Raw genomic sequence first — 24,310 nt, forward strand, 5'->3', positions numbered from 1 at the left:
ATCGCCGGGGCCGTATTTGAGCGAGGATCATCATGGCTATTCACCTCCCTTTTCTGGGAAGCCTGCGTGCGGCGCAATCTGTGTCGCACGCCAGCACTGGTAACGCGATTCCGTTACGTCAGTTTTCCCGCCGCCCGCAGCAGACCGCAGGCGGCTCGCTGGATCAGGAGGTGGCCAGCCAGGCCGCGCCGACCCTGCGCCAGCAGGCAGCCGAAGCCCGCCAGCGTATGGGAAACCTGCGCCAGAGCCTCAGCCGCCTGCGGGAAAGGCGCCACCCTCAATCCACACCCGCAGCATCGAGCTGCCCCCGCCCGCCGGATGAGATGAATAGCGCTCCGCAGGCGGCGAGCAGGCGCCACAGTGAAGCCGCGCCCGACGAACCGCCGTTGCGCCCGATGCGCGAGCCGGAACCGCGGCCATCACGCCGCCGCCACCTGCTTTCCCCCATCGAAGAGGAGCGCTATGCTGCGCTGCAAGAGAGCCAGCGCAATACCCAGCAACAGCGGGCCTACCGCGCGGGGGAAGAGAATGCAGCCACACGGCGAGGCGGTCTGCAACCGCAGTTTGCCCGCCTGGCGCTTACGGATAACGGCACCTTAAGCGTTATTGAGAGCGCGTCGGAGCCTCTCACCGCGCTGCTCAACGAAACCCTCGCCCGACCACAGCATCGCTGGCTGGCGCACCAGGCCAGCGACGATAATTGCCAGCATCTTCTGATGGATCCCGGCGGCAGGCTCTTTACGCTGCAAGGGTCGCCGGTGGCGTTTGTCGGCCTGACCAGTAGCCGTCCGGTGCCCGGCTGGCAGCATCAAACCCCACAGCAGCGGCTTGCAGCATTACCGGATGAGGCGACCCAGGCGCTGATGACCGGTATCTTTCGCCACCAGCGCAAACTCACTAGCGGTGATGAAGCAGGCAGCCTGTCTGGGGAGCCTGTTACGGAGCAGTTGCGCGAGCATAACGGGCGTCTCTACCGGCTAAACGAAGCCGCCATGCGCTGGGAGCAGGTCGATAAAGATGAAGAGAAAAGCTATAGCAAGTTAAGCAAGCAGCCTGACGGCATGCTGTATGCCATTTACGATAAGAAGACCCTGCATAACCTCTCCAGCGGCGAGACGTCGGCAAAAACTGGCAAAATCACTGCCTATTGCGTCAGCGCGCAGGGTTCTGCACTGCTGCTGCTCAGCGATGAGAAAACCGCCGAACAGTCGGTAATGTTGCTCAACATCCTCAGCGCGAAAAAAGAGCAGCAGGAGAAAATCACCCTCAAAACAGTGAACGCGGAAGGCGACAAGCAGGCTTTTCACGCCACCGGCGTTGCGCTGCATAACCAGCGTTTCTATGCGCTGGACAGCGAAGGGGGGCTGTGGAGCGCCGCATTACCGCAGGCGCAGGAGGGCAGCGAAATCATTATGCAGCCTGATATGAAGCAGGCGGCGCTGCCGGAGCAACTGGGCGCAGGGGTGATGCTAAGCAGCCTGGTCTGCCATCAGGATGGAGAGCTGATGGCGGTGGTAAAAAGCGGTGCTGACCAGAAACACCTCTGTACGCTCAATGCGCAAGGCCAGTTTGCGGCGCGCTGGAATCTCAGCGAGAGCCTGGTGCTGGATCATCATGAAGGTCTGTTTCAGCCGCGCCCCTTAGCCCATGAGAGCATCGACCTTGGCCGCGCCGGGCAACTGCTGGTGCATGAAGGCAAACTCTATGTCTGGGATAAAAACGCCGGGCGCTGGGAGGCGAGCCAGGAGAAGGCGGATAGCATCAAGCGGGCGCAGGATGGCAGCGGCTGGGTGATCCGTGACGGGCTGCCTGCGCGCGTTAAGATAAGCCTGAAGAGCGACAAAATTGACGGGGCGCACCACCGTTTCGCCCTGCGGCAGTTAAAAGCCAGCCTGAGCGTGGAACTGCCGTTGCCGGGGTTTGATGAGCGTAATAAAGCGCGCGCCATTGCGCCGCTGGATGGCGAGCACTGTGCGGCGATAAGCGAAACCAACACCCTGCAATATCACCGCACCCAGGCCGGAACCCGTCAGGCGCATAAGATGATGCAAACCCTGACGAAAGCGGGGATCGCCAACTGGCTACCGCACACCCGCGCCACGCTGCCTGCTAATGGCGAGGGCAACACCCTTACGGATATCACCACCGATCAGAAGCGTAACCTCTATGTTCTCGACTCACAGGGCAGGCTGTGGACCATGCCGGAAGCGGAGTGGCGCGCATCCCCTGGGAGCCGCCCGGATGCGCGCTGGCAGCCGGTGTCACTGCCCCGCGAACTGGGGCCATTAGAGCGACTGCATAACAGTTCCAGCGGCGCGCTGATGGTGGCGGATAAAGGCGGGCGCAGCGCGATTTTGCAGCTGGCCGGTATGCCGCAGGAAAGGAGGGATGAACAGCAAGAGGGCGCAAATCAGCCGCCGATCGCTCGGGAGGCGAGCTGGCTGATAGCGGGGGAGTTTGACCCGTCAGCGCTGCCCGTCAGCACTCCCCGCCCTGAGCCGCTAAAAGCGATGGAGCGGCTGGATGAAGCCTCGAAAAGTGTCAACATTCGCGGCATGACGCTGAAGTATGAGACCAGCATCGCCGGAATGACCGGGCGAGACGGTAACCATGTCAACAGCCGCCTGCGCGACCGGCTTGGCGCGCACTTAATTAATACCCGGCTAACCACGCCAAGACCCCTGAAAACCGCCTGGTACGCCACGCGCCATAACTGGCAGGGGCGTGACGGGCTGCGTCCGCTCTATGCGCAACAAGCGCAGCTCTATCAGCGGCTTAAAACCTTACAGGCAACGCCTGGCGCGACGGCGCAGGAGAGTTTAGCAGCGCGGCTCGCCGCGCTCGATACCCGCCACTTTGACCGGCAGTTTATCGCCCATCTGCAAAACCTTATCGACACGGTTGCCGACAGCGCCCAGCACCACGGCACGCTGCTCGGACAGCATATGGGCGCGTTACGCGGGGACGGGCGTGAAAAAGAGGCGTTTAGCCCTTCGCGGATCAAGGCGGCTACCCAGGCGCTCAACCCCTACAGTGATGATGAGAACCTGCTGAAACGGCTGGATGAGGTCTACCGGCGCTATCCGCTGCGCGAAGGCAGCAGCACAGCGGATAGCGACTTGCAGGCGCACGGCGTGGTGGCCCGGCACCAGAAAGCGCAGCCGCCGCTGGCGCGCAGGCGCGATCCCCATGATGAGATGGGGCTGGTGAAATCCCGCCTGATCCTTGACGGGTTAATGATGTCTGCCCTGCACGAGGTGGTGGATCAGATGGCTGCCTGTCATGCTAACCCGCAGGCCAGCCAGGCGCAGATCGCGGCGATTAAAGAACGGGTGCGTTTTTTGCGTGACGAGGAGTATGGCGAAAATCTGGTGCAGAAAGCCACCAGTCAGGGCTTTTTAAATAACAGCCAGCTGGAGGCCTGCTATGACGCCATCAAATCCTTTATTAATGCGCTGAGTAAGCCGCACCACGGTCTGAATATGACCACCCGCACGGTGCTGAAAACCCCCGACCAGCAGCAGATGGCGGCGCAACTCCTTAAAACGCTCAAAGCGCTGGAGCCGGGGGAAAACTTCGCCTTTGGCCGTAACTACGGCGGCATGGTGACCCTGTCGGTGATCCCCGGCGGGGAGGTAATTGGCATTCCGGGCGTGCGCGGCAACCTCGATCGCGCTTACAGCGCCAGCTTCTCCCGCGGCGATGGGGGGATTAATGTCACCTTTAGCCGTAACGGCGGCGGCACCGGTACGGTGTTTGGTGCCGTAGGCTGGAGCCCGTTGAGTCAGCTTGCCGAGAGCGGCAAAAAGGAGCCTGGCGGCAACCGCAGCATCGCCCCCTCGGTGCGGCTCGGTGGTCTGGTGGCTATCGCCATGCAGCGCCAGTTGCAAAACAGCGTCAGCTTTACGCTGAGCGAAGCGGAGCTTCAACCCTTTATCGCGCAGCTTACCGGCGGAGAACTCAATCCCGGCGAGCTGCTGGAGAAGGGCGTCAGCCATAAAGTGAAGCAGGGCACCACGCTTAACTTTACTGTTGACGCCACGGCAATGGCGATGGCTGGCGGCGCTCTGCGTTTTCCCGTCGGTGGCGGTGATGGCAAGAAAAACAACGCCACGGTGCGCGCAGGCGGCATGGCGCAGATCGGGGCGAATATTTTGAATGCGCAACGTGAGCGCTCCACCACTCACAGCGCGACGGGCAGCACGCTCGGCCGCAGCGATAACCGCCTGCGGATGTTTAACACCGCCAGCGCCGGGATCGGACTTAACGGCGGAGTGGGCATCACCGCCAGGCCTGCGTCTAGCCTGCGTATCCCGCTGTTTGGCGTTAACAGCACCACGATTCAGGCCAGCATTGATAACCGTACCAAACACAGCATGAGCATCGATATTGCCCGGGCTGAGCCGGTTCACCCGCGCCAGCTGGAGAAGCTGATAGAGCAGGCTGGCAGCAACTTTGACGATCCGCAAACCAATAAGCTGTTGCAGGAGATAAAGGATGCCGACAAACCGCCGGAGAAAGCGAAAAGCGAGCTTTCGGCCGGGCTAAATGCGCTGCAAAAAGCGAGCCTGAGCGCGCGCAAGGCGCACCCTGGCACCTTACGTCCGCTTTCTAAAACCGAACGCAACACGCTTGAGACGTTGAACAAAGAGGACGGTGCGGCAAAGGCAAAAGAGAAGCGCGACACGTTCAGCACCTTTATGCAGGATGAGCCGCAGGCAACGGCGAATAAGCTCGATAAACTGCTGACTCATCTGCTGGCGCTGACGCCTGCCAACAATGGTCAGTACGGTGTGATCAACAGCGCCCGGGCGCTGGATCTACAACGCCAGGCGCACGCGCTGCACTGCCATCAGCTCAACAGTGCCGAGTATCAGAGCACTTATAACAATCTGCGCAAAGTCGACAGCAATAACCTGATGCATGTGGTGCACAGCCTGTTTGCCAGCGAACTGCCGGAGAGTGCCGCCGAGGCAATCAGCCGTTTTATGGAGGAGAAGCCGCTGCTAAAAGAGGCGATCCGCGAGTTGCAAAAAAACCGCAACACCCAGGCGGTGGTGACCCTTGAGCTACATGATGACCGGCGCTATGCGCTTCAGCAAATGTGGCTGCGCCATGAAACCCAGCCGGAGGAGGTCGCAGCGCTGCTGCGCGATCGGCACAGCCTGCGGGTCAAATCGATTGCTTTTAGCGAGACCGACAGCAAGCAAGAGGGCATCTCCATCCCGCTGTTTGTCGCCGGGAGCAGTAGCGCCGCCAGCGTCAGCCGTAACCTCGGAAAAATTAACTTTAACTATGGTGCAAACCAACTGTCACCTCTCGCCTTTACCCTTGAGGGCGAAATCGCCCACGCCAGCCAGGCGCTGGTGGATGCGCTGACGAATGCCGAAATTCAGGAGAAGCGTGGGCGGCTGTAAGCCCGCGTTAAATCTCACTTTTACAGGAGCTTATGATGACGCAGCAACGACAGCTACAGCGGCTACTGGAGGATTTTGGCCGCCGCCAGGGCATCTCTTTGACTCTCGATAACGGCGTTTGCGCATTGCAGGATGAGCAGGGCCAGGAGGCGGTGGTGCTGGAGCTACCGCCGGGAAGCGATACGCTACTGCTCCATTGCCAGCTCTTTGCCGCCACCCAGCTTGCAGAGCAACTCACCACCTGGCGGCTGTTAATGAAGCTCAACTTCGAGATGCATGCCATGCGCGGCTGCTGGCTGGCGCTGGATGAAGAGGAGCAGGTGCGGCTCTGTTATCAGCAACCGCTGGCCGCTTTAACCCCGGCTACTTTTAGCGCACTAATGCTGGCGTTTATGCAGCAAGCCCGTGAGGCGCGGGCGTTACTGCCGGAGATTGTGGCAGCCTGATAAGCGCAGATCCGCGCACTACTCTTCGCGGATCTCTATCACCTCATCCAGGTAGTGATCTTCCAGCTCGCGCAGCAGGCGATAGACGTGGGCCACGGCATTTAACGTTTCGCGTGGGATATAGGCCCCTTCGCGGGTAGTGCGCCACAGCGTGCGGGTGAGCCAGATAAAGCGGATCACTGGTCTCTTTTTACGCTGCGCCTCTTCAATCAACGCCCGCGCCTCTTCATCACACGCCTTAAACAGCAGACGCGGCAGCGGCGTTTCATCCGGGCGGTAGTAGAGGCCGACGGCGAAATGGGTCGGGTTAACCAGCAGCACATCCGCCTCTTCGACGTTGATCTCGCGGGCGGGAACCGGCTCCTCATTCAGGATCTCCTGCGCCACCTGGCGGCGGTGGCCTTTCATATGCGGATCGCCTTCGCTCTGCTTGAACTCGTTTTTCAGATCTTCATGGCTCATACGCTGCTGTTTCAGGAAGAAGTAGCGCTGAATACCAAAATCGAAGAGGCTTATCACCAGCATTACCATCAGCACCCGGCGCGACACCTTCATAAACAGCGCCATAACGCCTTGCCAGAAACCATTGAGATCGCCAAGCGCCAGCTGGGCAAGGCCGCCGAGGTCCGGCAGGATCGCTTGCCATACCACCAGGCCTATCACCACCGCTTTAACGATGCTGGTCAGGAGTTGGGTAAACTGACGGGCGGAAAACATATTCTTCAGGTGATTAACCGGGTTAAGCGCATCCAGTTTTGGTGCCAGCGCTTCGCTGGAGAAGAGCGGGCCGAACTGCACCCAGCCGCCCACCACGCGCAGCAGCATGGCAATGGCGCAGGCGAGACCGACCAGCACCAGCATAACGGTGACGCTGTCACTTATCACCTCTTCCAGCGCGTGATCAAACGGGTCGCGCAGGCGGGATAACGGCAGCAGCATCATCGCCTGCAACCGCTGCATACTCGAGTCGACCATCGCAAAAATGGTCTCAAGGATGCCGATTGAGATAAGCAGCTTAGGGATATCCTGGCTCTGGCTGACCTGGCCTTTTTTACGCGACTCTTTCAGTTTTTGCGGTGTGGCGTCTTCGGTTTTTTCGCTCATGGCGCGCTCCCGGCGGAAGGGGTGAAGATCTGCGGCAGGATATGGATAAGATCGCGCAGCTCATACAGCCGCGCATTGCCCAGATGGTCCAGCAGCGGCAGATAGAGGATAAAAAAGAGCATACCGAGCAGGCATTTCAGCGGGATCGTCAGGGCCGTCGCCTGGAGCTGCGGGCTATAGAGGCTCATAATCCCGATGGCAAAATCGAGCAGCAGCATCAGCGCCACCGGCGGCCCGGCGTAGAGCACCATATCGCTGAAGATTTTCCCCACCAGCGTCAGCCAGACGTGAAACCCCGCCTCTTTGGGAAACGGCATCCACTGGGTGGCGGACCACAGATGGTAGCTGTCCCAGATCACCTGGGTGATGGTTGATAATCCCAGCCCGGTCACCAGCAGCAATATCAGCACCTGCTGCATTAACTTGCCGAGCGGCGTCACATCCGGCCCCAGTTGGGGGTTGATCTGCCCACCCATTAATGCGCCGCGCTGGTTATCGAATAACGCACCGACAGACTCATACAGCCAGAAAGGCAGCGCCAGCAACAACCCGATCATAGTGCCGATCAACAACTCTTTGAGCACCAGACCTGCCAGCGTCATCATCGTCGGCTCAAGCAGGTCAATCTGCTCTTTAATACCCGGCGCGATAAACAGCGCCAGCGCCACGGCAATCGCGGTGCGCAGCATCCCTTTAATGACGCTAAACGAGAATATCGGCGTCAGTAGCAGGCAGGGGAAGATGCGCGCCATACCAAGGGATAGCGCGAGGATCGCATTGAAGGTGTCGGTAAGCGGGTAACCTATCAGCATCAGGAGCCGACCGTTGACATCATGGCAAACGCCGCCTGCGCCAGCTCCATCAGCTCAACGCCGACCCAGCGCCCGGTGAGCGCCAGCGTCAGGCCGACCGCCATCAGCTTGATGCAAAACGGCAGGGTCTGATCCTGTAACTGCATCGCGGCCTGCACCAGCGAAATGATCACCCCGGAGATCACCGCCACCAGCAGCGGCGGCGCGGAGAGAATAACCACCAGCAGTAACCCCTGGCGAAACAGCGTCAGAATATCCATGCGGGCCTCATAAATAGCTGTAGAACAGACCGTCGAGCAGCCGCGTCCAGCCGCTGATGAGCACAAACAGCAGGATTTTCAGCGGCAGCGACACGGTCATCGGTGAGACCATCTGCATCCCGAGCGCCAGCAGGATATTGGAGACGATCAGGTCCACGACAATAAAAGGGATGAAGATCAGAAAGCCGATTTTGAAGCCGTTTTGCAGCTCCGACAGCACGAACGCCGGGATAATAAGCAGCATATTGTCCGGGGTGACCGAATCAGCCATGCGCTTTGGCCACATACGCTGGGCATTTTCCTGCAAATGGATAACGATGTCCGGGTCGGTGTTTTTGCGCATAAACGTTTTCAGCGGTTCGATCCCGTTAGTGGCGGTATATTCGAGCCGCTCCATACTGCTGAAATCGACCGGGACCGCTTTCAGCCGGTCGGTCATATCGCTAAACACCGGCGCCATAATAAAGAGCGTTGCCGCCAGCGCGATGCCGTTAAGCGCCATGGTTGGCGGTACCTGCTGCACGCCCATCGCGTTGCGCGTCAATTGCAGCACCATGGTGATTTTCAAAAAGCTGGTACAGATAATGAGCATCATCGGCAGCAGCGCCAGCGCGCCGAGAAACAGCGCCAGCATAATTGGGTTTAGCGGCCCCATCTCCATCGGAATCACCTGTTCACATCCACGACGCTCGCCACGCCCGGCAGCATATGGGTAATTTGCAGCCCCAGGCGCCCTTCGACATCGACCAGCTCGCCTTTCGCCAGCGGAAACTCGCCGTGACACAGCAGCGCTTCACCGGGCACCACGTTATCGACCGTTACCGTCGAGCCGACATCCAGGCGGTTTAACTCACCCAGCGTCAGTCTGAGATGACCGCAGCGCACGGTTAACGCCAGCGGCAGCGCATCAAAAGGCGAGGCCGCAGGCATCGTGGTTTCAGTCAGGTTTTCATCCGGGTGTGGGGTGTCGGCAGGCAGATTATCTTCGGGGGTCACATTCACGTAAGTATTCTCCAGACGGGTAATAAGAAAACGGGCAGGATGCCCCTCCTCGAACAGCAATTCGCCCTCAAGGTGTAATTGCGCAAGGCGAAGCTCGCCGCGACCGGTCGGGGAAAAATACGAGGTAGCAGGGAAAACCACATCATCGGGGCGAAGTGTGCGTAACTGCGCGGGGGCAAACGACACCACGCCCAGATCTATCGGCAACGATAACGGCAGGTCGCTGCAAAGCGGTGCAGGCAGCGAAACCCAGCCAGGCTGGTTTAACAACGCCGTAAGCGTGGCGGGCGCAAGGTATATCTGACTCTGCGCCTGCGACTCGCCGAGCGTGACGCTCATCGCAAGCCAGATACCGTCAACCGGCGCGCAGGTGGCCTCCTGCGGCGTCAGGTCGCCAAACAGCGCGCGCAGCGCCGGGCTGAGATGCTGGTTAAAGAGCGGCCAGTACCACTCAGCGCACGCGCCAGGCTCCGGCAGCAGCGGGCAGGCGGAAAAGAGGCTCAGCAGCGCTTCACTGCCCGCCAGAGATAACAGCCCCGCCTGGCAGGAGAAGCGCTGCGTCGGTGGCCGATCGCCGGGGAGAGTCAGCCGGAGCTGAAGCTCACCCGCTTCACCCGCAAGGGTAAAGGGATAGCCAACACCGTGGCCGATACGGCGGCGCAGGCTGGCTTCCTCGCGCGGCAGAGTGCGCAGGGTCAAGGGTTTCATTCCCGGCCTCCGCGCTGCTCAAAGCGCAGGCGCACGGCGCAGGCCATCCGGCGGCGCAGCGACTCCCGGCAGCGCTCCTGATGGGCAGCCATCATATTCATCGCCGCTGGCGCAAAACGCAGGCTGATATCCCAGCCCGCGGCAAAAGGGCTTAGACGGGCATCCACTTCACCTAACAGGGGCAGCAGCAGCGTCATGGCGACCGGCCCGGCAGGCTGCTTCTCCACCATGGCGCACAGGGGCGGCTCCAGCTGTTGCCAGGCTCTGGCCGGTGAAGCGGGAGGCTCATGCTCATGGCTTAGCTGTGGCCCAAAAGAGGCGGGGCCCTCCCACGGTGTGATAAGCGGTTGCGGCACGTCGCTGGTGGGGAGCAACAGCGCGTCAAACAGCGAGCTCTCTTCGCGAAACGGCTCGGCGCGGGGTTTACGCTCGGGGTTAGCGGCGTCTGACGCTCCTGTTTGCGGCGAACGGCGCGGCACCTCCGGGCGGGCAGGCGGCGCGGGGTTATTTTGCTGGGTGTGGGGTAAAGCTGTCATCGTAATGCCTCGCTATGCTCCATCAGGTATTCCAGTTTTTCCACATCACGCAGACGCGCCTGGGTTTGCTGCTGCGCGTGCTGCACCTGCTGCTGTTGCGTGGCCTGCTGTGTGCGGCACTGTTGCAGCTGGTTGCGCTGCCCGCTCACTGCGTCGCTGGCCTGGCGCTCCTCCGTCAATCCTTCGACCAGACGCTCCTGTTTTTGCAGCCCCGCCTGGTGATGTTCGGCAAAGCTCTCGCGCAACTGCTGATAGTGCTGCTGTGCGGCTGCGAGCTGTTGTTCCGCTTCGGCTGACTGACGCTGCGTTTCGCATAACGCCTGCTCCGCTTGCCGTTGCAGGCGTTCGCAGCGGCGTAAGCGCTGGCGGCGAATCGGCAGCAGCAGAGCGAAGGCCTGCTGCAATTCAGCGCTGCCATCATCAGTCACAATGTCGTTATCAGGCAGCGGATGACGGCGCATGCTGGCTTACCTCCGATAAGTGGTGCAGGGTGTCGTCATACCCGCTGGGAGCGTGCATTGCCTGTTGCAGATAGCCGTTAATTGCCTCCTGAGCCGCTACCGCCGCATCGGTCATCGCATCGTGGCCCGGCTGGTACTCCCCAAGGCGAATTAACATCTCAACCTGCTGCCAGGCGGACATCATGCGCCGCAGCTGCGTGGCGTCGCGGATATGCTCGCGCGTGGCGACGTTGCTCATGGTACGGCTCAGGCTTGCCAGCACATCGATAGCCGGATAATGCCCGCGCTCCGCCAGGCGGCGGGTCAGCACAATGTGGCCATCAATCAGGGATCGCACTTCATCGGCGACCGGATCGTTCATGGAGTCGGCTTCAATCAGCACCGAGTAGAGGGCGGTAATAGCGCCGCGGGAGGTTTGCCCGGCGCGCTCCAGCAGGGTCGGTAACAGGGTATAAACCGAAGGGGGGAGACCGCCGCGCCCCGGCGGCTCGCCGAGGGCAAGGCCGATTTCACGCTGGGCGCGGGCAAAGCGCGTCAGGGAGTCGAGGATCAACAGCACGCTTTTGCCCTTGTCGCGCCAGGCTTCGGCAATGGCGGTGGCGGTAAACGCGGCTCTGGCGCGCTCCATGCTGCTGCGATCGGAGGTGGCGCAGATAAGCACCGTACGGCTGCGCAATGCCTCGTCCAGTTCGTGGTCGAGAAACTCCCGCAATTCGCGCCCGCGCTCGCCAATCAAACCAAAGACGATGACATCGCAGGGGGTGTTACGGGCGATCTCCGCCAGCAGGGTGGTTTTCCCGCAGCCTGCACCGGCAAAGATCCCGACCCGCTGGCCGACGCCGAGAGTCAGCGGGCCGTCGATCGCGCGAATACCGGTTGGCAGCGGCGTATCGATGCGCGGACGATCGGTAGGGGCCGGGGCATCGCCCAGCACGCCGACCGCATTCTCCACCGTACCGGGCAGGGCGAAGGCGCCAGGCTGGTCGACATCGAGCGGGCGGCCAAAGCCGTCCAGGACGCTGCCGAGCAGGGCGTCAGACACTACAATCGAGTGCGGCAGGCGCAGCGGAACCACGCGCGCGCCCCGGGCGATGCCATCAAGCTGGCCGAGGGCGGAGAGCAGCGTGTGCTGCGGGTTGAAGCCAACGACTTCTGCCAGCACGCTCTGCCCGTCATCCCGGGCGATCTGGCAGAGATCGCCAATTCGCGCCTGGGGCAGGCTGCTTTCAAGCAATATGCCGTTAATCCCGGTGATGCGGCCAAAACTCTCGACCGGTGAAAAGCTTGCCAGCCGCCGCCGCTGCTGTTGATACCACTCCTCCAGCGCCACCGTCATTACCAGCTCACCTTGATGTTGTCGCGACCGTTAAACTCAATCTGATCGCTGGTGATCGATACCAGCCGCAGGTGGTCCACTTCATCGCCGACAAACAGGCGTTGCCCGTCGTCGGTGACGATGTTGGCGCGGCTACCGGTGGTGATTTGCACAATCCGGAAGGGCAGGCTGACCTTCAGCAGTTTGACCTGGTTATCCAGCGGGGTAGCGCTGGTGTAGGTGGCGTTAAAGCGCTCCAGCATTCGGTTAAAAACCTGCATCTGCGACTTACTGAGGCGGCCCGTCAGACGCAGCCGCTGGTTATGCATATCCAGCTTCACCACCTTTGCCAGATCGCGCTCGCGCAACATTTTCTGTAACGGTGCCTGTAACTCTGCTGGCGTGCTCTGGGGTGTCGGGGAGGCAACCTGGGTCTGGGCAACGGTGGGCTGCAACATCCAGCTGGTTACCGTCAGGGTGAGCAGCAACATCAGGCTCCATGAAAGCGTGCGGATGCTGCGGGTGAAGAACCCTTTGCTGGCGGCGACGGGGGGAGCGGCCTGTGGCTCTGCTTCAGCAGAACCCTCTGGCGCAGACGGTGTGGCAGGCGGCAGGCAGGCGGCCCACGGCGTGTCGATCCGCGCCACGCACAGCCAGACGTCGGCGACCTGGAAAGGCGCTTCAATATTGACAGTAAAAGCCTCCGCACCCTGCGGCTGTGCCAGCCACTGCGTCTCTTCCCGGCGTAGTTCGCACGCCCGGGCAGTAACGCGCGCATCGCTAAGCATCAGATCGGCCTCATCGGCCTGGCCAATCAGCCATTGATCGCCGAAGAGGGGTAACGCGGCGCCCAAATGCAGGCCAGACAGCACGCGCAGTTCGAACATGATCAACTCTCCCACGTGGTAAGCGAGTAAGCGGCCGGATCCAGCTCTATACGCCCCAGCACATTTACTGCGAGATTAGGTTGTAGCTCTGCAAACGAGAGCACCGGCACATAGTGAAACTCTTCCTGGATAAGCCCGCGCATCGGGCTGCGCAGATCCTGGGCGACCAGCAGCACGGCACTTTCCGGGGTGTCGGCCGGGAAGGCGTTAGCGATGACCGAAAGAATGGCGGTGATCTGCTCATGGGTGAGCGCAAAGAAGAGGTCGTTTTGCGTCTGACGCAGCGAGTCGCGCAACTGCTCTTCCAGCTCCGGTGTCAGCAGCCAGACATGCAGGCCATCCGGACGGGCATACTGGTAACAGAGGTGATTTTTTAGCGAGATGCGCACCTGGTCGGTCAGCAGCCAGACGTCGCGCTCATGCTGCCCATGCTCAATCAGCGCTTCGGCAATGGCGCGAACCGATCGCAGCGGAATACGTTCGGAGACCAGTTTTTGCAGCACGCTGGAGAAACGAGAGATGGGCATCACGCGCTGTAACTCCTGCGACAGCTCCGGCTGCTCCGCTTCCAGCCAGCTCACCAGCGCGCGGGTCTCCTGTAGGCCGATAAAGTGCGGGCTACTGGCGTGAATGGCGTTCTCCATGCGCTTGACCAGCATTTCGCGCGCCGTCCAGCGCTCGACCTCTTCGTTTTGCAGCAGCGGATGATCCGCCGCCAGCCAGATAAGATCGCCCTCCTGACGCCGCTCATCGCCCTCGACCACGCTCTCCCGGTCGGCTGGCGCGATCTCGTCCAGCCAGCGGCGTTTTACCGCCCGGTGCGTCACAGTAAATGTGCCGATCACTTTCGGGATCTCATACACCGAGAAGCGAAACTCATCTTCCGTTTGCTGGTCGAGAAACTCGATATCGAAGGCGGGCAGGGTAAAGCCGAAGTGGTAAACGATACGGTTACGAAGGCGGCGAATATCCTGCACCAGCTCCAGCATCTCCGGATGGCCGCGCCATGAGGAGGGGAAATTGATCAGATAAGGGCGCGTTGGGTTGAACTGACGCAAATCTTCTTTGCCGTTTAGCTCAGGCGGAATGACCTCATTCTCCATTTGTGGCTGCGCCAGGCTCAGGGTCTTTCTGATGCGCCAGATCTGAAAACCGCCGCTAATCATCGTTAATGCTGCCAGCAGCAGAAAAATCGCCGTTGGCATACCGGGCAGCAGGGCAAAGCCCACCATCCCCATTGAGGAGAGCAGCCAGGCTTTCGGCTGGCTGGTTAACTGCTCGGCAATCTCGCGGCCGATATTATTATCTGCCGTCTGCTCATTGTCCGACGAGACGCGGGTAATCAGCATCCCGGCGGTCAGCGAGATCAGCAGCGCCGGGATCTGCGCGATCAGCCCATCACCGATGGTCAAAATCGAGTAGATATGCATCGCTTCACCGGCAGGCATGCCCAGTTGCAGCACGCCAATACTGATGCCGCCAATCAGGTTGATCACCACAATCACCAGCCCGGCGATGGCGTCGCCTTTGACAAACTTCATTGCGCCATCCATCGCCCCGAATAGCTGGCTCTCTTTTGCCAGCTCATTACGGCGGTTTTTGGCCTGCACCACATCAATCAATCCGGCGCGCAGATCGCTGTCGATGGACATCTGCTTACCGGGCATCGCATCAAGGGTAAAACGCGCCGCCACTTCGGCCACCCTTTCGGAACCCTTGGTAATCACCAGGAAGTTCACCACGGTGAGGATCAGGAACATCACCATCCCGACCGCAAGGTTGCCGCCCACCACGAAGTTACCGAACGCCGCCACCACATGGCCCGCGTCCTGCTGAATTAAGATCTGCCGGGTGGTGGAGATGGAGAGCGCCAGGCGAAACATGGTGGTCAGCAGCAGCACGGCGGGAAAGGTGGAGAACGCCAGCGGCTTGGGCAGATACATCGCCAGCACCACCAGCAGGGATGAGAGGCAGATATTCACCGCAATCAGCGCATCAATTAATGGCAGCGGTAACGGAATGATCAGCATGAACACCAGCGCCATGGCAAAAGCGGCACCGACCACTTCGGAGCGTTGCATGGCGCTGATGGCGATTCGATTTAATATCTGAAACAGGGTATTCATCTTGATTGCCTCACGACGCGGCGTTCCGGTTGCGGCGCTGCTGTTGCTGCTCCGTTTTGGTGACGTCCGTAATGATGCCGCGCAGCAATTTCAACGCGTTACCACGTTTTTCCAGGTCCGGCCACAGCGAGCGAGGCACGCCGCGCAGCAGCGGAAAAAGCGAGCTGAAAAAGAGCGGCTGATGGTGTTTGCTCTCGCCGATGATCTCCTGCGCAAGGCCGGTGAAATCACTCTGGTAAGCGCCGTTGTGGCTGATCTGTAACATCCGGCGCGCCAGCGTCAGGCTGTTCATGTCAACACTGGGCAGTTTGCTGCGCATACGCTGCAAAAAGGCAGTGCTGTCGCTCAGGGTCTGGCTTATCCCGGCGGCATCGCGCAGCCCGTGGTGAATACGCCCGAGGGTAAGGGCGCTAATCGAGGGGGCAAGGGCGGCCATATCATCCGCCAGCGCGCGCTGCAGGGTACGCAGCGTCGGTATCAAATTGCGTGAGCCGATCGCCTCCAGCAGCATATCCAGCATCATGGGGGCGGACTGCTGGTGGACGATGCCGTCGTAATAGAGGTTGCGCAGGGACTGTTTACGCTGCGGGTCACTGGTATACCCGGCGATGGCACAGGCCGTGTTGTTGCCTGCGCGGATGGTCTGGCCGTGGGTTTGCTCAAGTTTTTCCAGCTGTGCTCCGGCCCGCGCGGCCAGCTCCCCGTCGCCTTCATCTTCTGCCTGTTCGCCGAGCATCCGCAGCAGCAGGGCGGTGCGCGCCGGATCGCCGCCGGTCTTCTCCAGCAGCGTGTCGCTATCCGGCGGCGGGTTCTGGCGCAGGGCGTTACGCAGCCACTCCATCTGCTCAAGGGCTTGTTGTTCATCGCCGCCATCGAGCAGGGAAAAAAGCTCATTCAGCTCGCCGATTTTGCTGAGCCCATGCTTGCCACGCAGCTGGTTACGCAACCCATTACGGCGCTCTTGCGCCTTTTGCTTACGCTCCATCTTTTCACTGAACGCGGCGCCAATCTCTTCCATCGCGTCATTTAATGACTCTGCCCGCACGCGGACATTGTCCGGCACGTTGGTTTTGCCTGCCGCTTGTGGCGTGTTTTTATGCAGGGCTTTTAGCGAGTGCGCCAGCGCCGGTATCGCATGTTGTATCTTGAGCATCGCCAGCCATCCTCAGTGGTCATTACCCTCTTTCTGTGTCAAAGCACGCTTCCCGGTTCCGTAAAAAGCAGCAAAAAAAAATGTGAATAATTTCATCAAGTAACCAATGCAATTTTTTGCATAACGCAGCGGCCACGTGAGGTAAAAACTGGCTCGGAAAAGTCTGCATTCAGAATTAATTGCTTTTATAAACAGTTGGTTATGAAGGAAAGGTCCGCTGGCATATCTCTTGCTAAGTAGCAGCGCACTCATTTGCTACCTAACAGAGAGACAAGAAAATGATTAATTCAACGCTCGTGTCCACTGTCGTAGAGTCACCGGTTGCGATTAACGTTAACTGGGATGAGATCTTCGTTACGCATAATAAGAAGCTCTTAAACTTCATTCGTAAACGTATCGCCAGCCAGGAGGATGCTGATGACATCTTGCAAATGACCTGTCTGGAAGTGTTGTGTAACCGGCATAAGTTTCGCGGTGCCTCCCGCCCGGAAACCTGGGTGTTTGGCATTGCCGTTAATTTGATCCGTAACTACTACAAATCGAAACAGAGCCACTATCTGTTCGACAGGCTGGATGATGAGATTACCGCCGATCTGCTGCTGGATGACGATCCCAGCGATTTGACGGAAAACAGGCAGCTCCTTAGCCATACGCTGGCATCCATCGAAATTTTATCGAAAGACGTTAAGTTGATGCTCTCAATCCTTGTGGAGGAGGAGGGCAGTTATCAGGATATTGCGCAGCAGTTAGCTATCCCGGTCGGCACCGTGCGCTCGCGGCTTTCACGGGCGCGGGAGACGCTAAAAGGGAGAATTTACGCCTGAATCCGGGTTTGCTGAAAAGGACAAATTAACTGCTAAGATTATTAGCTCATTAATATTTAGCGGGTTACGACTATCATGCCGTCGGATGGCTATTCTCTGCGGCATGATATATCCGTGGAGGGAATGATGCTTTTACAGGGTGTATCAGGCCAGGCTGATAATCATGAGGTTAATATCAGCGGCTTATCAAACATTGCCTTAGACAAAATCCATGATGCGATTTATTTGATAGACAGCCAGCTGCATATTAAATATGTCAACGAAAAAGCCTGCCAGTTGACGGGATATTCCCGTGAGGCATTTTCACAACTCAGCTTTGATATTATTGATAAAGAACTGCGCGACAATGATGTTTTTGCTCTTTGGTGGAAACTCAGTACCCGTCCTGAAGGGATAACATTCACTTCGCAACATACCGGACGCCATAACGATTTTCCCGTCGAGGCGAGCTGTAGCGGATATAACCATGATGGCGAGCTGCATATATTATGTATTGTTCGCGATATGCATGAAATTCGTCGGCAAAAAGAGCAGCAGCTACTGCGGGAAAAACAGATGCACCGTGTGGTGGAAAATTCTCCCGATCTCATTTTACGTTTTGATTTGCAGACCCGCTGCCTCTACGCCAACCTGGCCGTCCGCAACTGGTTTAATCTGAGCGAAAACGATATCAGCCGCGTGCCGCTGACCGAAAGCGTGCCGCGCGGGGGCGTCGGCCTGAGCCTGTTTAAGCTGGTCTCGCGCACCATGGTGGATGAAAACATTGCCGAAGATGAGCTGGTGGTAAAGCGTAACGGGGAGAAACGCATCCTCCATGTGCGCTGCGTCCCGGAATATGATCTGCGCGGCGAGATAATGAGCGTGCTGGCGGTGGGGCGCGATATTACCGCTATCCGCAAGACCGAAGAGGAGCTACGGCAGCTGACGCATAATCTGGAACGGGCGCGGGAAGCGGAAAAAAAACAGCTGGCGCGTGATATTCATGACGAGCTGGGCCAGCATTTAACCGCCTTGCGTACGGGCTTGTCGCTGCTGGCGATGCGTAAAGACCAGTCTGCCGATGCGCAGCAGGCGGAAATTCAGCAACTGATGGGGCGTCTGGACAGCACCATTCAGGTGGTACGGGATGTCTCAACCCGGCTGCGGCCCAATGTGCTCAATCTCGGGTTGATTCCTGCGCTGGAGTGGTTGCGCGATCAGTTTATAAAAAACAACGGTATCCGCTGCATTTTGCTGGCGCCCGACGAGCATACCGTGGTGCTGGATGATGCGACGCTGACGGCGGCATTTCGCGTGGTACAGGAGTCCCTCACCAATGTCGCCCGCCATGCCAGAGCCAGCAATGTCTATATCTTCGTCAAACTCGCGCCGGATGCGCTGCTTATCGAAGTTGTCGATAACGGCAGGGGCTTTCATCTGCATCGTGTGAAGAGAGGAACCTGTGGGCTGCACGGGATCGAGGAGCGTGGCCGCATGCTAAATGGCGAGGCGACCATCAATAGCACACCCGGTAAAGGAACACGGGTTAAACTGAAGTTCCCCCTCTCTGTAGGTGTTAAATCAGCACCATCCTGTTCGAAAACCAGGAGGATCGATCGATGAGTGAATGCATACGTCTGATGATTGCCGACGATCATGCCATCATGCGTGAGGGCCTGAAGCAAATTTTTGCACTCGATGAGACTATCGAAGTGGTATGTGAAGCGCCGGATAGCGGCCAGGTGCTGGAGCGTTTGCGCCAGCACGACGTCGATCTGCTGCTGCTGGATATTTCGATGCCGGGCATGAGCGGGGAAGATCTGATCACCCGCCTGATACCGCTCTATCCCCAGTTGCGTATTCTGGTATTGAGTATGTTTAACGAACCGCAAATTGCCCGGCGGGTGTTAAATAACGGCGCGCTGGGCTATATCACCAAAGATAAGTCGCCAGAGATTTTACTCAAAGCGATCCGCACCGTGGCACAGGGATCACGCTATATCGATCACGATTTGGCGCAGGAAATTATCTTTTCCGACTACCAGAACAATAATCGTGCGCCGCATGAGAGCCTGACGATGCGCGAACGGCAAATAATGATCATGCTGGCCCACGGCGAGTCGATTAATGCGATAGCCGATGCGCTCTCCATCAGTAATAAAACCGTCAGTACCTATAAGTCACGCATGATGAAGCGAATGAAATTCACCAATAACGCCCATATCGTCAAATATTCCCTGCGGCATAACCTGGTGCAATAAGATCTATCGCCACTGCCTGACGGGGGGCAATTATATTCTCTATCGGCTGACAAAGACTAAGTATCTTTCTACAGCCTGGATGGGATACGGAGCAAAAATGATTGATATTTATAAAGAGCTTGATGATTTAATTAGTGCAAGTGGTGAGGAAGCGCAAGGAAGTGGTCCCGCCACTGAGGATGTAATTGAGCTTTATGAGAAAGAGCTTAAGGTTAATTTCCCTCCCACATATAAGATTTTTTTGGAGAAGTATGGGACGCTTTCATTTAATGGAGAGTCATTTTATGGCATCTCAAAGTTAGGCTTGGCCGCACAATCTGCACCTGATGTCAGGTATACAACCCTTAAGGCCAGGGAACTTGGCGATATTGATAACAATATGATTTTGATAAAATCCTCTGGTTATGGCCCGCTATTTTCTATTGACGTATCTGTTCAAAGTGATGGCGAGGCAGCAGTAGTGGAAACAGACTTATCATTCAAGAGAGATGGCAGTAAAAAAATCGTGGCTAAGACTTTTGCAGATTTTTTGATGTTTGAAATTAAAGAATCTTTGGAAGATTTATAATTCCTTTGAAGAGCTATATGTCGCATTTTGTTAGACTGCCAGTACCTCTTATTAACGTCAACTACAACCTGTTTCGCTACTACGACCCGGCGCCGGGCGTTATACCCAGATGGACCCGATTGGGTTAGCGGGCGGGCTGAATACCTACAGCTATGTGGGTGATCCGATGGTGTGGGTGTATCCGTTGGGGTTGGTTGCATGTTATAAGCCACCGCACGAGAATGTTTTTTACAGGACCACGTCAAAAGAAGATTTTGCTGTTTTACAAAAAACAGGACGGATGCCAGGTACAACCGAAACAACAAAATCTCCTACCCGTGAGTTTTCAGAAGACTATGACGGAATATTGGTACAATTCATTCTAAAACCAGGTACGCGAGCACAGTTAGAAGGTATTGGCATTAGAGATAAGTCTGATCTGGCTGCTGTAACCCATCCTGATATACCAAGCCCAGTAAACTCAAAAGGTTGGGGATTGAAAATGCTTGATTTAAAGGCGATGATGACCAGATAAATATTGGTTCTGGAAGGGAAGGGGGCACTGCTTTAAAAATCTTTAACGATGGTATCGATTATTTTAATGTGGTGAGGCAATAATGAATTCAGAGCAAAAGAACTTAGTGCTTTCCGTGGTTAATAATAAGCCACTTAGAGCTGGAAAAATAACAGATGAAGAATTTCTAAAGCTTTTTCCATGTACTCAGGGGAATGTTGAGGATTTTATAGATGACATTTTAAAAAATGCGCATTCTTCTAAAGACCTGAAAGAAGTTGAATACGCTTTATATATTGGCTTTCATTTTGGATTTACAAACAAGCATGAAAATATCTTGATACATCTTTTGGGTGATGATTTTCATTATAAACATGATGATGTTGTGCGGGCTTTAGTTAAAATAAAGGCTAAAAGCGATGATGCAGTAAATGCCCTATATAACTGCGCTTTGTCTGAATATGATTATTTGGCTGATGACAGAGAGGATGATAATTACATGTTGGCATGGAACTGTATATACGCTTTAGCGAAAATAGGTTCAAATACGCCTCTGAGAAATTAAAAGCATTGTCAAGAAATTCCATTCCTAAAATAAAGAACAAAGCGGTACAGGTTGGAAGATCTTACGGTATTTTAGATTAGAGAATGAATTTTTATTTAAGCCGGTTTCCGGCTTAAATTTTATAAGGCCGTTCTTGAGGGAGAAGGGAAATTGCTAAATGTATGTCCCCAGCATCTATGCTCCCTTTTATCTTTTCGACAAGGCTGGTTACATCTGAAATGTTGGTAATCCATTTTTTGCAATAATCTTCAACGGCTTGATTACGTAATCCTATTTGTATGGTGCGATAGTTTAGTCTATTTAGATATAAGTCCCTTTCTGGATCCCATTGTATTATTACATCTGATTCTTTTATATCGGTGCTCCAGCTGTCTGAGCTATTATGAAGAGACTCGCCATGACTGCTAAGTACTCCGCTTTTAAGTATTTCACGGAATCCTGTGTGGCTTATATCTATTGCCAGAATTCTTTTTTGTCTTGAGTCTTTTTTTGCCCATCCTGAACGGTACATCATCCATAAAAAAGAAGGCTTAATCCATGTCATTCTGCTTATACTGAACGGTGGAGATACGAATGTTTTGTTCTCAAGAGCGCTTTCTGCTATTTCATCGGAAAACGCCTGGTAAACTCGAATAAAATCATCCGTATAATATGCTCTAATTTCATTTGTTGGAGTTAAAGATGTGGTTATTTTATCCATGGTTTTTCAATTATAGATTGTAAATATCATTATTTATTATAAGCAATATCCAGGAATAATACCATGTCCCACATTGATACTTGGGGCTGTATTCTGGTAAAAATCAAGAGTAAACCAGAGCCTTAAATATTTTGCTGACGGCAGCAGCTGGTAATACGGCTACGACGATGTCGGGGGATGATCTTTCTGATAGGGAGCTTCCGATTAAAAAAAATCCACGCAGTTGCGTGGATTTTATCGTTTTTGTGATGCGTATGAGATTCAGCAAATCCCCATAAGACACCACATTTTATTTAGACGTTGAACAGGAAGTTCATCACATCGCCATCTTTAACGATGTACTCTTTGCCTTCTGAACGCATCTTGCCGGCTTCTTTCGCGCCTTGTTCGCCTTTATAAGCGATGAAATCTTCATAGGCGATGGTCTGGGCGCGGATAAAGCCTTTCTCGAAGTCGGTGTGGATTTTACCGGCTGCCTGCGGAGCGGTTGCGCCGACAGGAATGGTCCATGCGCGTACCTCTTTCACGCCAGCGGTGAAGTAGGTTTGCAGGTTCAGCAGCTCATAACCGGCACGGATCACGCGGTTCAGGCCCGGCTCTTCCAGACCCAGCTCAGCCATAAACTCTTCACGGTCAGCATCGTCCAGCTCGGCGATGTCAGACTCAACGGCGGCGCAAACGGCAACCACCACGGAACCCTCTTTCGCGGCGATATCGCGCACGGTGTCGAGGTACGGGTTGTTCTCGAAGCCATCTTCATTGACGTTAGCAATGTACATGGTCGGTTTCAGGGTCAGGAAGCTCAGGTAGCGAATAGCCGCTTTCTCTTCAGCAGAGAGATCCAGCGAGCGCAGCATACCGGCGTTTTCCAGCTGCGGCAGACATTTTTCCAGCGCAGACAGCTCGGCTTTCGCATCTTTGTCGCCGCCTTTGGCTTTCTTCTGCACGCGGTGGATTGCGCGTTCGCAGGTATCCAGGTCAGCCAGCGCCAGCTCGGTATTGATAACGTCAATATCGTCAGCCGGATCGACCTTGTTGTTGACGTGAATGATGTTGTCATTCTCGAAGCAGCGCACCACGTGACCGATGGCTTCGGTTTCACGGATGTTGGTCAGGAACTGGTTGCCGAGGCCTTCACCTTTGGAGGCGCCTTTTACCAGACCGGCGATATCAACGAACTCCATGGTGGTCGGCAGAACGCGCTGCGGTTTAACAATTTCCGCCAGCTTATCGAGACGCGGATCGGGCATCGGTACGACACCGGTGTTCGGCTCAATGGTACAGAAGGGGAAGTTCGCCGCTTCGATACCCGCTTTGGTGAGCGCGTTGAACAGGGTGGATTTACCTACGTTAGGCAGACCAACGATACCGCATTTGAATCCCATGATGTAATTACCTTAATCTCTTGATAATCAACCCGTTATTAAAAACGGATTGTCGAAAAGTGAAAAACTGCGCCTAGTATACACATAACCAATGTTATGCGCGGCAAAAAAGGCGCTGGGCGCGCTTACTGCGCTTTAAAAGCGTGCAGGCGATTGGTAGCTTTGGTCAGCCCCTCTTTCAGCCACACTTCGGTACAACGCGCCGCTTCGTCTACCGCATCGTCGATCAGCGTCTGCTCTGACACCGGCGGTTTACCCAGCACAAAACCGACAACTTTGTTTTTATCGCCCGGATGGCCAATTCCGATGCGTAAGCGGTGAAAATTGGGGTTATTGCCCAGTTTGCTGATGATATCTTTCAGGCCATTATGCCCGCCGTGACCGCCGCCGAGCTTAAACTTTGCCACCCCTGGCGGCAGATCGAGCTCATCGTGCGCCACGAGGATCTCGTCGGGGTTGATACGGTAAAAAGTGGCCATCGCCGCGACCGCTTTACCGCTCAGGTTCATAAATGTCGTGGGCACCAGCAGGCGCACATCTTCGCCCGCCAGCTGAATGCGCGAGGTAAAACCAAAGAATTTCGGCTCATCGCGTAACGGCGCGCGGGCGCGCTCCGCCAGTAAATCCACATACCATGCGCCAGCATTATGGCGTGTCGCGGCATACTCCGCGCCGGGGTTTGCCAGCCCGACAATCAGTTTAATCGTCACTTTCTTTTCCTGACCAGGTCAATGTCCGGCGCGTAGTTTACGTCGAGCGGCGCGCGATGACAAAATTCTCACATCTGATGATGCGTTAAGGGAAAGTAATTACTCAGATCAATCATTCGAATTTCAACTAGTTCATGGGGTTATGTGTAAATTTATGTTAGGCGGATATGTGTAATTGTGATCCTGCCCGCAACCGTTAAAAAGGGCGCTGTCTATACTTTGCACACAAGGATTGGGGATATCCCATCCAACCCACTGTTCGGAGGTGACACATGAAACGTAGAAACGCGTCGTTACTCGGCAATGCGCTCATGGGGTTGGGGTTAATTGTGATGGTTGTCGGCGTCGGTTATTCGGTTCTCAACCAGTTACCGCAGCTTAACCTGCCACAAATTTTCGCCCACGGCGCGGTGCTCAGTATCTTCCTTGGCGCGGTGCTCTGGCTGGCTGGCGCGCGCGTCAGCGGTCATGAAGAGGTGTGCGACAAATACTGGTGGGTGCGTCACTATGACAAACGCTGCCGTCGCGACAGGCAAAACCACGGCTAACCAATACTGATTTCAATAACGGCTCCTGCGGGAGCCGTTTTTTTTGGTTT

General features: G+C 56.3%; 23 protein-coding genes. 9 read left to right on the forward strand and 14 right to left on the reverse strand.

Annotated features, from left to right (window positions below):
* Positions 1–32 precede the first annotated feature (32 nt).
* Together EH164_RS10310 and EH164_RS10315 are read left to right on the forward strand one after the other, a co-directional pair.
* Positions 33–5,417: an AvrE-family type 3 secretion system effector gene (locus EH164_RS10310; RefSeq protein ID WP_124968165.1), complete on the forward strand. Its 5,385-nt coding sequence runs from the start codon at positions 33–35 to the stop codon at positions 5,415–5,417.
* A 32-nt stretch (positions 5,418–5,449) separates the two neighbouring features.
* On the forward strand, positions 5,450–5,863 hold the full coding sequence (locus tag EH164_RS10315; protein ID WP_124968166.1) for a type III secretion system chaperone: 414 nt from the start codon (positions 5,450–5,452) through the stop codon (positions 5,861–5,863).
* 18 nt (positions 5,864–5,881) lie between these two features.
* Here the strand turns inward: EH164_RS10315 and sctU are convergent, their stop codons facing one another.
* From sctU to sctW, 11 genes are read right to left on the reverse strand one after another with little or no spacing between them, the layout of a single operon-like run.
* Positions 5,882–6,967, reverse strand: coding sequence for a type III secretion system export apparatus subunit SctU (gene sctU, locus EH164_RS10320; RefSeq protein ID WP_124968167.1), 1,086 nt, complete (start codon positions 6,965–6,967; stop codon positions 5,882–5,884).
* Positions 6,964–7,779, reverse strand: a complete 816-nt coding sequence (gene sctT / locus EH164_RS10325; protein WP_124968168.1) for a type III secretion system export apparatus subunit SctT — start codon at positions 7,777–7,779, stop codon at positions 6,964–6,966. The genes sctU and sctT overlap by 4 nt, the downstream gene beginning before the upstream one ends.
* The gene (sctS, locus tag EH164_RS10330) at positions 7,779–8,039 is read right to left on the reverse strand and encodes a type III secretion system export apparatus subunit SctS (protein WP_023478855.1); all 261 of its coding nucleotides are present in this window, start codon (positions 8,037–8,039) and stop codon (positions 7,779–7,781) included. The genes sctT and sctS overlap by 1 nt, the downstream gene beginning before the upstream one ends.
* A gap of 7 nt (positions 8,040–8,046) precedes the next feature.
* Entirely contained in the window at positions 8,047–8,700 is a 654-nt protein-coding gene (sctR, locus tag EH164_RS10335; RefSeq protein ID WP_124968169.1) for a type III secretion system export apparatus subunit SctR, read from the reverse strand.
* A gap of 5 nt (positions 8,701–8,705) precedes the next feature.
* Positions 8,706–9,749, reverse strand: coding sequence for a FliM/FliN family flagellar motor switch protein (locus tag EH164_RS10340; RefSeq protein WP_124968170.1), 1,044 nt, complete (start codon positions 9,747–9,749; stop codon positions 8,706–8,708).
* A complete protein-coding gene (locus EH164_RS10345; protein WP_124968171.1) occupies positions 9,746–10,285 on the reverse strand; it encodes a type III secretion system HrpP C-terminal domain-containing protein in 540 nt (179 codons plus the stop codon). The genes EH164_RS10340 and EH164_RS10345 overlap by 4 nt, the downstream gene beginning before the upstream one ends.
* On the reverse strand, positions 10,282–10,746 hold the full coding sequence (locus EH164_RS10350) for a type III secretion protein (RefSeq protein WP_124968172.1): 465 nt from the start codon (positions 10,744–10,746) through the stop codon (positions 10,282–10,284). The genes EH164_RS10345 and EH164_RS10350 overlap by 4 nt, the downstream gene beginning before the upstream one ends.
* On the reverse strand, positions 10,724–12,082 hold the full coding sequence (gene sctN, locus EH164_RS10355) for a type III secretion system ATPase SctN (protein ID WP_124968173.1): 1,359 nt from the start codon (positions 12,080–12,082) through the stop codon (positions 10,724–10,726). The genes EH164_RS10350 and sctN overlap by 23 nt, the downstream gene beginning before the upstream one ends.
* Positions 12,082–12,948 carry an FHA domain-containing protein gene (locus EH164_RS10360; protein ID WP_124968174.1) on the reverse strand — a complete coding sequence of 289 codons (867 nt, stop codon included), beginning with the start codon at positions 12,946–12,948 and terminating at the stop codon, positions 12,082–12,084. The genes sctN and EH164_RS10360 overlap by 1 nt, the downstream gene beginning before the upstream one ends.
* A gap of 2 nt (positions 12,949–12,950) precedes the next feature.
* Positions 12,951–15,074 carry a type III secretion system export apparatus subunit SctV gene (sctV, locus tag EH164_RS10365; RefSeq protein ID WP_023478924.1) on the reverse strand — a complete coding sequence of 708 codons (2,124 nt, stop codon included), beginning with the start codon at positions 15,072–15,074 and terminating at the stop codon, positions 12,951–12,953.
* A 10-nt stretch (positions 15,075–15,084) separates the two neighbouring features.
* On the reverse strand, positions 15,085–16,227 hold the full coding sequence (gene sctW / locus EH164_RS10370) for a type III secretion system gatekeeper subunit SctW (RefSeq protein ID WP_124968175.1): 1,143 nt from the start codon (positions 16,225–16,227) through the stop codon (positions 15,085–15,087).
* Between the two features lie 278 nt (positions 16,228–16,505).
* On the opposite strand from sctW, the gene EH164_RS10375 reads away from it, so the two are divergent.
* The 6 genes from EH164_RS10375 (at position 16,506) to EH164_RS10405 (ending at position 20,917) form a co-directional block, all read left to right on the forward strand.
* Complete coding sequence (locus EH164_RS10375) at positions 16,506–17,051, forward strand: RNA polymerase sigma factor (protein WP_124968176.1); 546 nt, start codon at positions 16,506–16,508, stop codon at positions 17,049–17,051.
* 123 nt (positions 17,052–17,174) lie between these two features.
* Positions 17,175–18,653: a PAS domain S-box protein gene (locus EH164_RS10380; RefSeq protein WP_241175023.1), complete on the forward strand. Its 1,479-nt coding sequence runs from the start codon at positions 17,175–17,177 to the stop codon at positions 18,651–18,653.
* Positions 18,650–19,291 carry a response regulator transcription factor gene (locus EH164_RS10385; protein ID WP_023478664.1) on the forward strand — a complete coding sequence of 214 codons (642 nt, stop codon included), beginning with the start codon at positions 18,650–18,652 and terminating at the stop codon, positions 19,289–19,291. Before EH164_RS10380 ends, EH164_RS10385 begins: the two co-directional genes overlap by 4 nt.
* Before the next feature lie 97 nt (positions 19,292–19,388).
* The gene (locus tag EH164_RS10395) at positions 19,389–19,859 is read left to right on the forward strand and encodes an SMI1/KNR4 family protein (protein ID WP_124968177.1); all 471 of its coding nucleotides are present in this window, start codon (positions 19,389–19,391) and stop codon (positions 19,857–19,859) included.
* 109 nt (positions 19,860–19,968) lie between these two features.
* Positions 19,969–20,373 carry a hypothetical protein gene (locus EH164_RS22760; protein ID WP_241175024.1) on the forward strand — a complete coding sequence of 135 codons (405 nt, stop codon included), beginning with the start codon at positions 19,969–19,971 and terminating at the stop codon, positions 20,371–20,373.
* Positions 20,374–20,455: 82 nt separating this feature from the next.
* Entirely contained in the window at positions 20,456–20,917 is a 462-nt protein-coding gene (locus EH164_RS10405; protein ID WP_241175025.1) for a hypothetical protein, read from the forward strand.
* A gap of 112 nt (positions 20,918–21,029) precedes the next feature.
* Here EH164_RS10405 and EH164_RS10410 read toward each other — a convergent pair whose 3' ends face one another.
* The 3 genes from EH164_RS10410 to pth form a co-directional block, all read right to left on the reverse strand.
* Entirely contained in the window at positions 21,030–21,617 is a 588-nt protein-coding gene (locus tag EH164_RS10410; RefSeq protein ID WP_124968178.1) for a DUF4291 domain-containing protein, read from the reverse strand.
* Positions 21,618–21,910: 293 nt separating this feature from the next.
* A complete protein-coding gene (gene ychF, locus EH164_RS10415) occupies positions 21,911–23,002 on the reverse strand; it encodes a redox-regulated ATPase YchF (protein ID WP_124968179.1) in 1,092 nt (363 codons plus the stop codon).
* A 125-nt stretch (positions 23,003–23,127) separates the two neighbouring features.
* On the reverse strand, positions 23,128–23,712 hold the full coding sequence (gene pth / locus EH164_RS10420; RefSeq protein ID WP_023478596.1) for an aminoacyl-tRNA hydrolase: 585 nt from the start codon (positions 23,710–23,712) through the stop codon (positions 23,128–23,130).
* Between the two features lie 272 nt (positions 23,713–23,984).
* Here pth and ychH point away from each other — a divergent pair, with 272 nt between their 5' ends.
* Complete coding sequence (ychH, locus tag EH164_RS10425) at positions 23,985–24,260, forward strand: stress-induced protein YchH (RefSeq protein WP_023478593.1); 276 nt, start codon at positions 23,985–23,987, stop codon at positions 24,258–24,260.
* Positions 24,261–24,310: the final 50 nt, after the last annotated feature.

This window comes from Kosakonia sp. CCTCC M2018092, assembly GCF_003864115.1.
In the GTDB taxonomy this organism is placed as follows: Bacteria; Pseudomonadota; Gammaproteobacteria; order Enterobacterales; family Enterobacteriaceae; genus Kosakonia; species Kosakonia cowanii.

Bases quoted from the DNA above. Each gene is read 5' to 3' on its own strand.
- EH164_RS10345 (WP_124968171.1), bottom strand. From the start codon at position 10,285: ATGACAGCTTTACCCCACACCCAGCAAAATAACCCCGCGCCGCCTGCC.
- sctT (WP_124968168.1), bottom strand. From the start codon at position 7,779: ATGCTGATAGGTTACCCGCTTACCGACACCTTCAATGCGATCCTCGCG.
- sctN (WP_124968173.1), bottom strand. From the start codon at position 12,082: ATGACGGTGGCGCTGGAGGAGTGGTATCAACAGCAGCGGCGGCGGCTG.
- ychH (WP_023478593.1), top strand. From the start codon at position 23,985: ATGAAACGTAGAAACGCGTCGTTACTCGGCAATGCGCTCATGGGGTTG.
- EH164_RS22760 (WP_241175024.1), top strand. From the start codon at position 19,969: ATGGACCCGATTGGGTTAGCGGGCGGGCTGAATACCTACAGCTATGTG.
- EH164_RS10385 (WP_023478664.1), top strand. From the start codon at position 18,650: ATGAGTGAATGCATACGTCTGATGATTGCCGACGATCATGCCATCATG.
- EH164_RS10340 (WP_124968170.1), bottom strand. From the start codon at position 9,749: ATGAAACCCTTGACCCTGCGCACTCTGCCGCGCGAGGAAGCCAGCCTG.
- EH164_RS10310 (WP_124968165.1), top strand. From the start codon at position 33: ATGGCTATTCACCTCCCTTTTCTGGGAAGCCTGCGTGCGGCGCAATCT.
- EH164_RS10315 (WP_124968166.1), top strand. From the start codon at position 5,450: ATGATGACGCAGCAACGACAGCTACAGCGGCTACTGGAGGATTTTGGC.
- sctU (WP_124968167.1), bottom strand. From the start codon at position 6,967: ATGAGCGAAAAAACCGAAGACGCCACACCGCAAAAACTGAAAGAGTCG.
- sctS (WP_023478855.1), bottom strand. From the start codon at position 8,039: ATGGATATTCTGACGCTGTTTCGCCAGGGGTTACTGCTGGTGGTTATT.
- EH164_RS10405 (WP_241175025.1), top strand. From the start codon at position 20,456: ATGAATTCAGAGCAAAAGAACTTAGTGCTTTCCGTGGTTAATAATAAG.
- EH164_RS10375 (WP_124968176.1), top strand. From the start codon at position 16,506: ATGATTAATTCAACGCTCGTGTCCACTGTCGTAGAGTCACCGGTTGCG.
- sctR (WP_124968169.1), bottom strand. From the start codon at position 8,700: ATGGAGATGGGGCCGCTAAACCCAATTATGCTGGCGCTGTTTCTCGGC.
- ychF (WP_124968179.1), bottom strand. From the start codon at position 23,002: ATGGGATTCAAATGCGGTATCGTTGGTCTGCCTAACGTAGGTAAATCC.
- EH164_RS10360 (WP_124968174.1), bottom strand. From the start codon at position 12,948: ATGTTCGAACTGCGCGTGCTGTCTGGCCTGCATTTGGGCGCCGCGTTA.
- EH164_RS10350 (WP_124968172.1), bottom strand. From the start codon at position 10,746: ATGCGCCGTCATCCGCTGCCTGATAACGACATTGTGACTGATGATGGC.
- EH164_RS10395 (WP_124968177.1), top strand. From the start codon at position 19,389: ATGATTGATATTTATAAAGAGCTTGATGATTTAATTAGTGCAAGTGGT.
- sctW (WP_124968175.1), bottom strand. From the start codon at position 16,227: ATGCTCAAGATACAACATGCGATACCGGCGCTGGCGCACTCGCTAAAA.
- sctV (WP_023478924.1), bottom strand. From the start codon at position 15,074: ATGAATACCCTGTTTCAGATATTAAATCGAATCGCCATCAGCGCCATG.
- EH164_RS10380 (WP_241175023.1), top strand. From the start codon at position 17,175: ATGATGCTTTTACAGGGTGTATCAGGCCAGGCTGATAATCATGAGGTT.
- EH164_RS10410 (WP_124968178.1), bottom strand. From the start codon at position 21,617: ATGGATAAAATAACCACATCTTTAACTCCAACAAATGAAATTAGAGCA.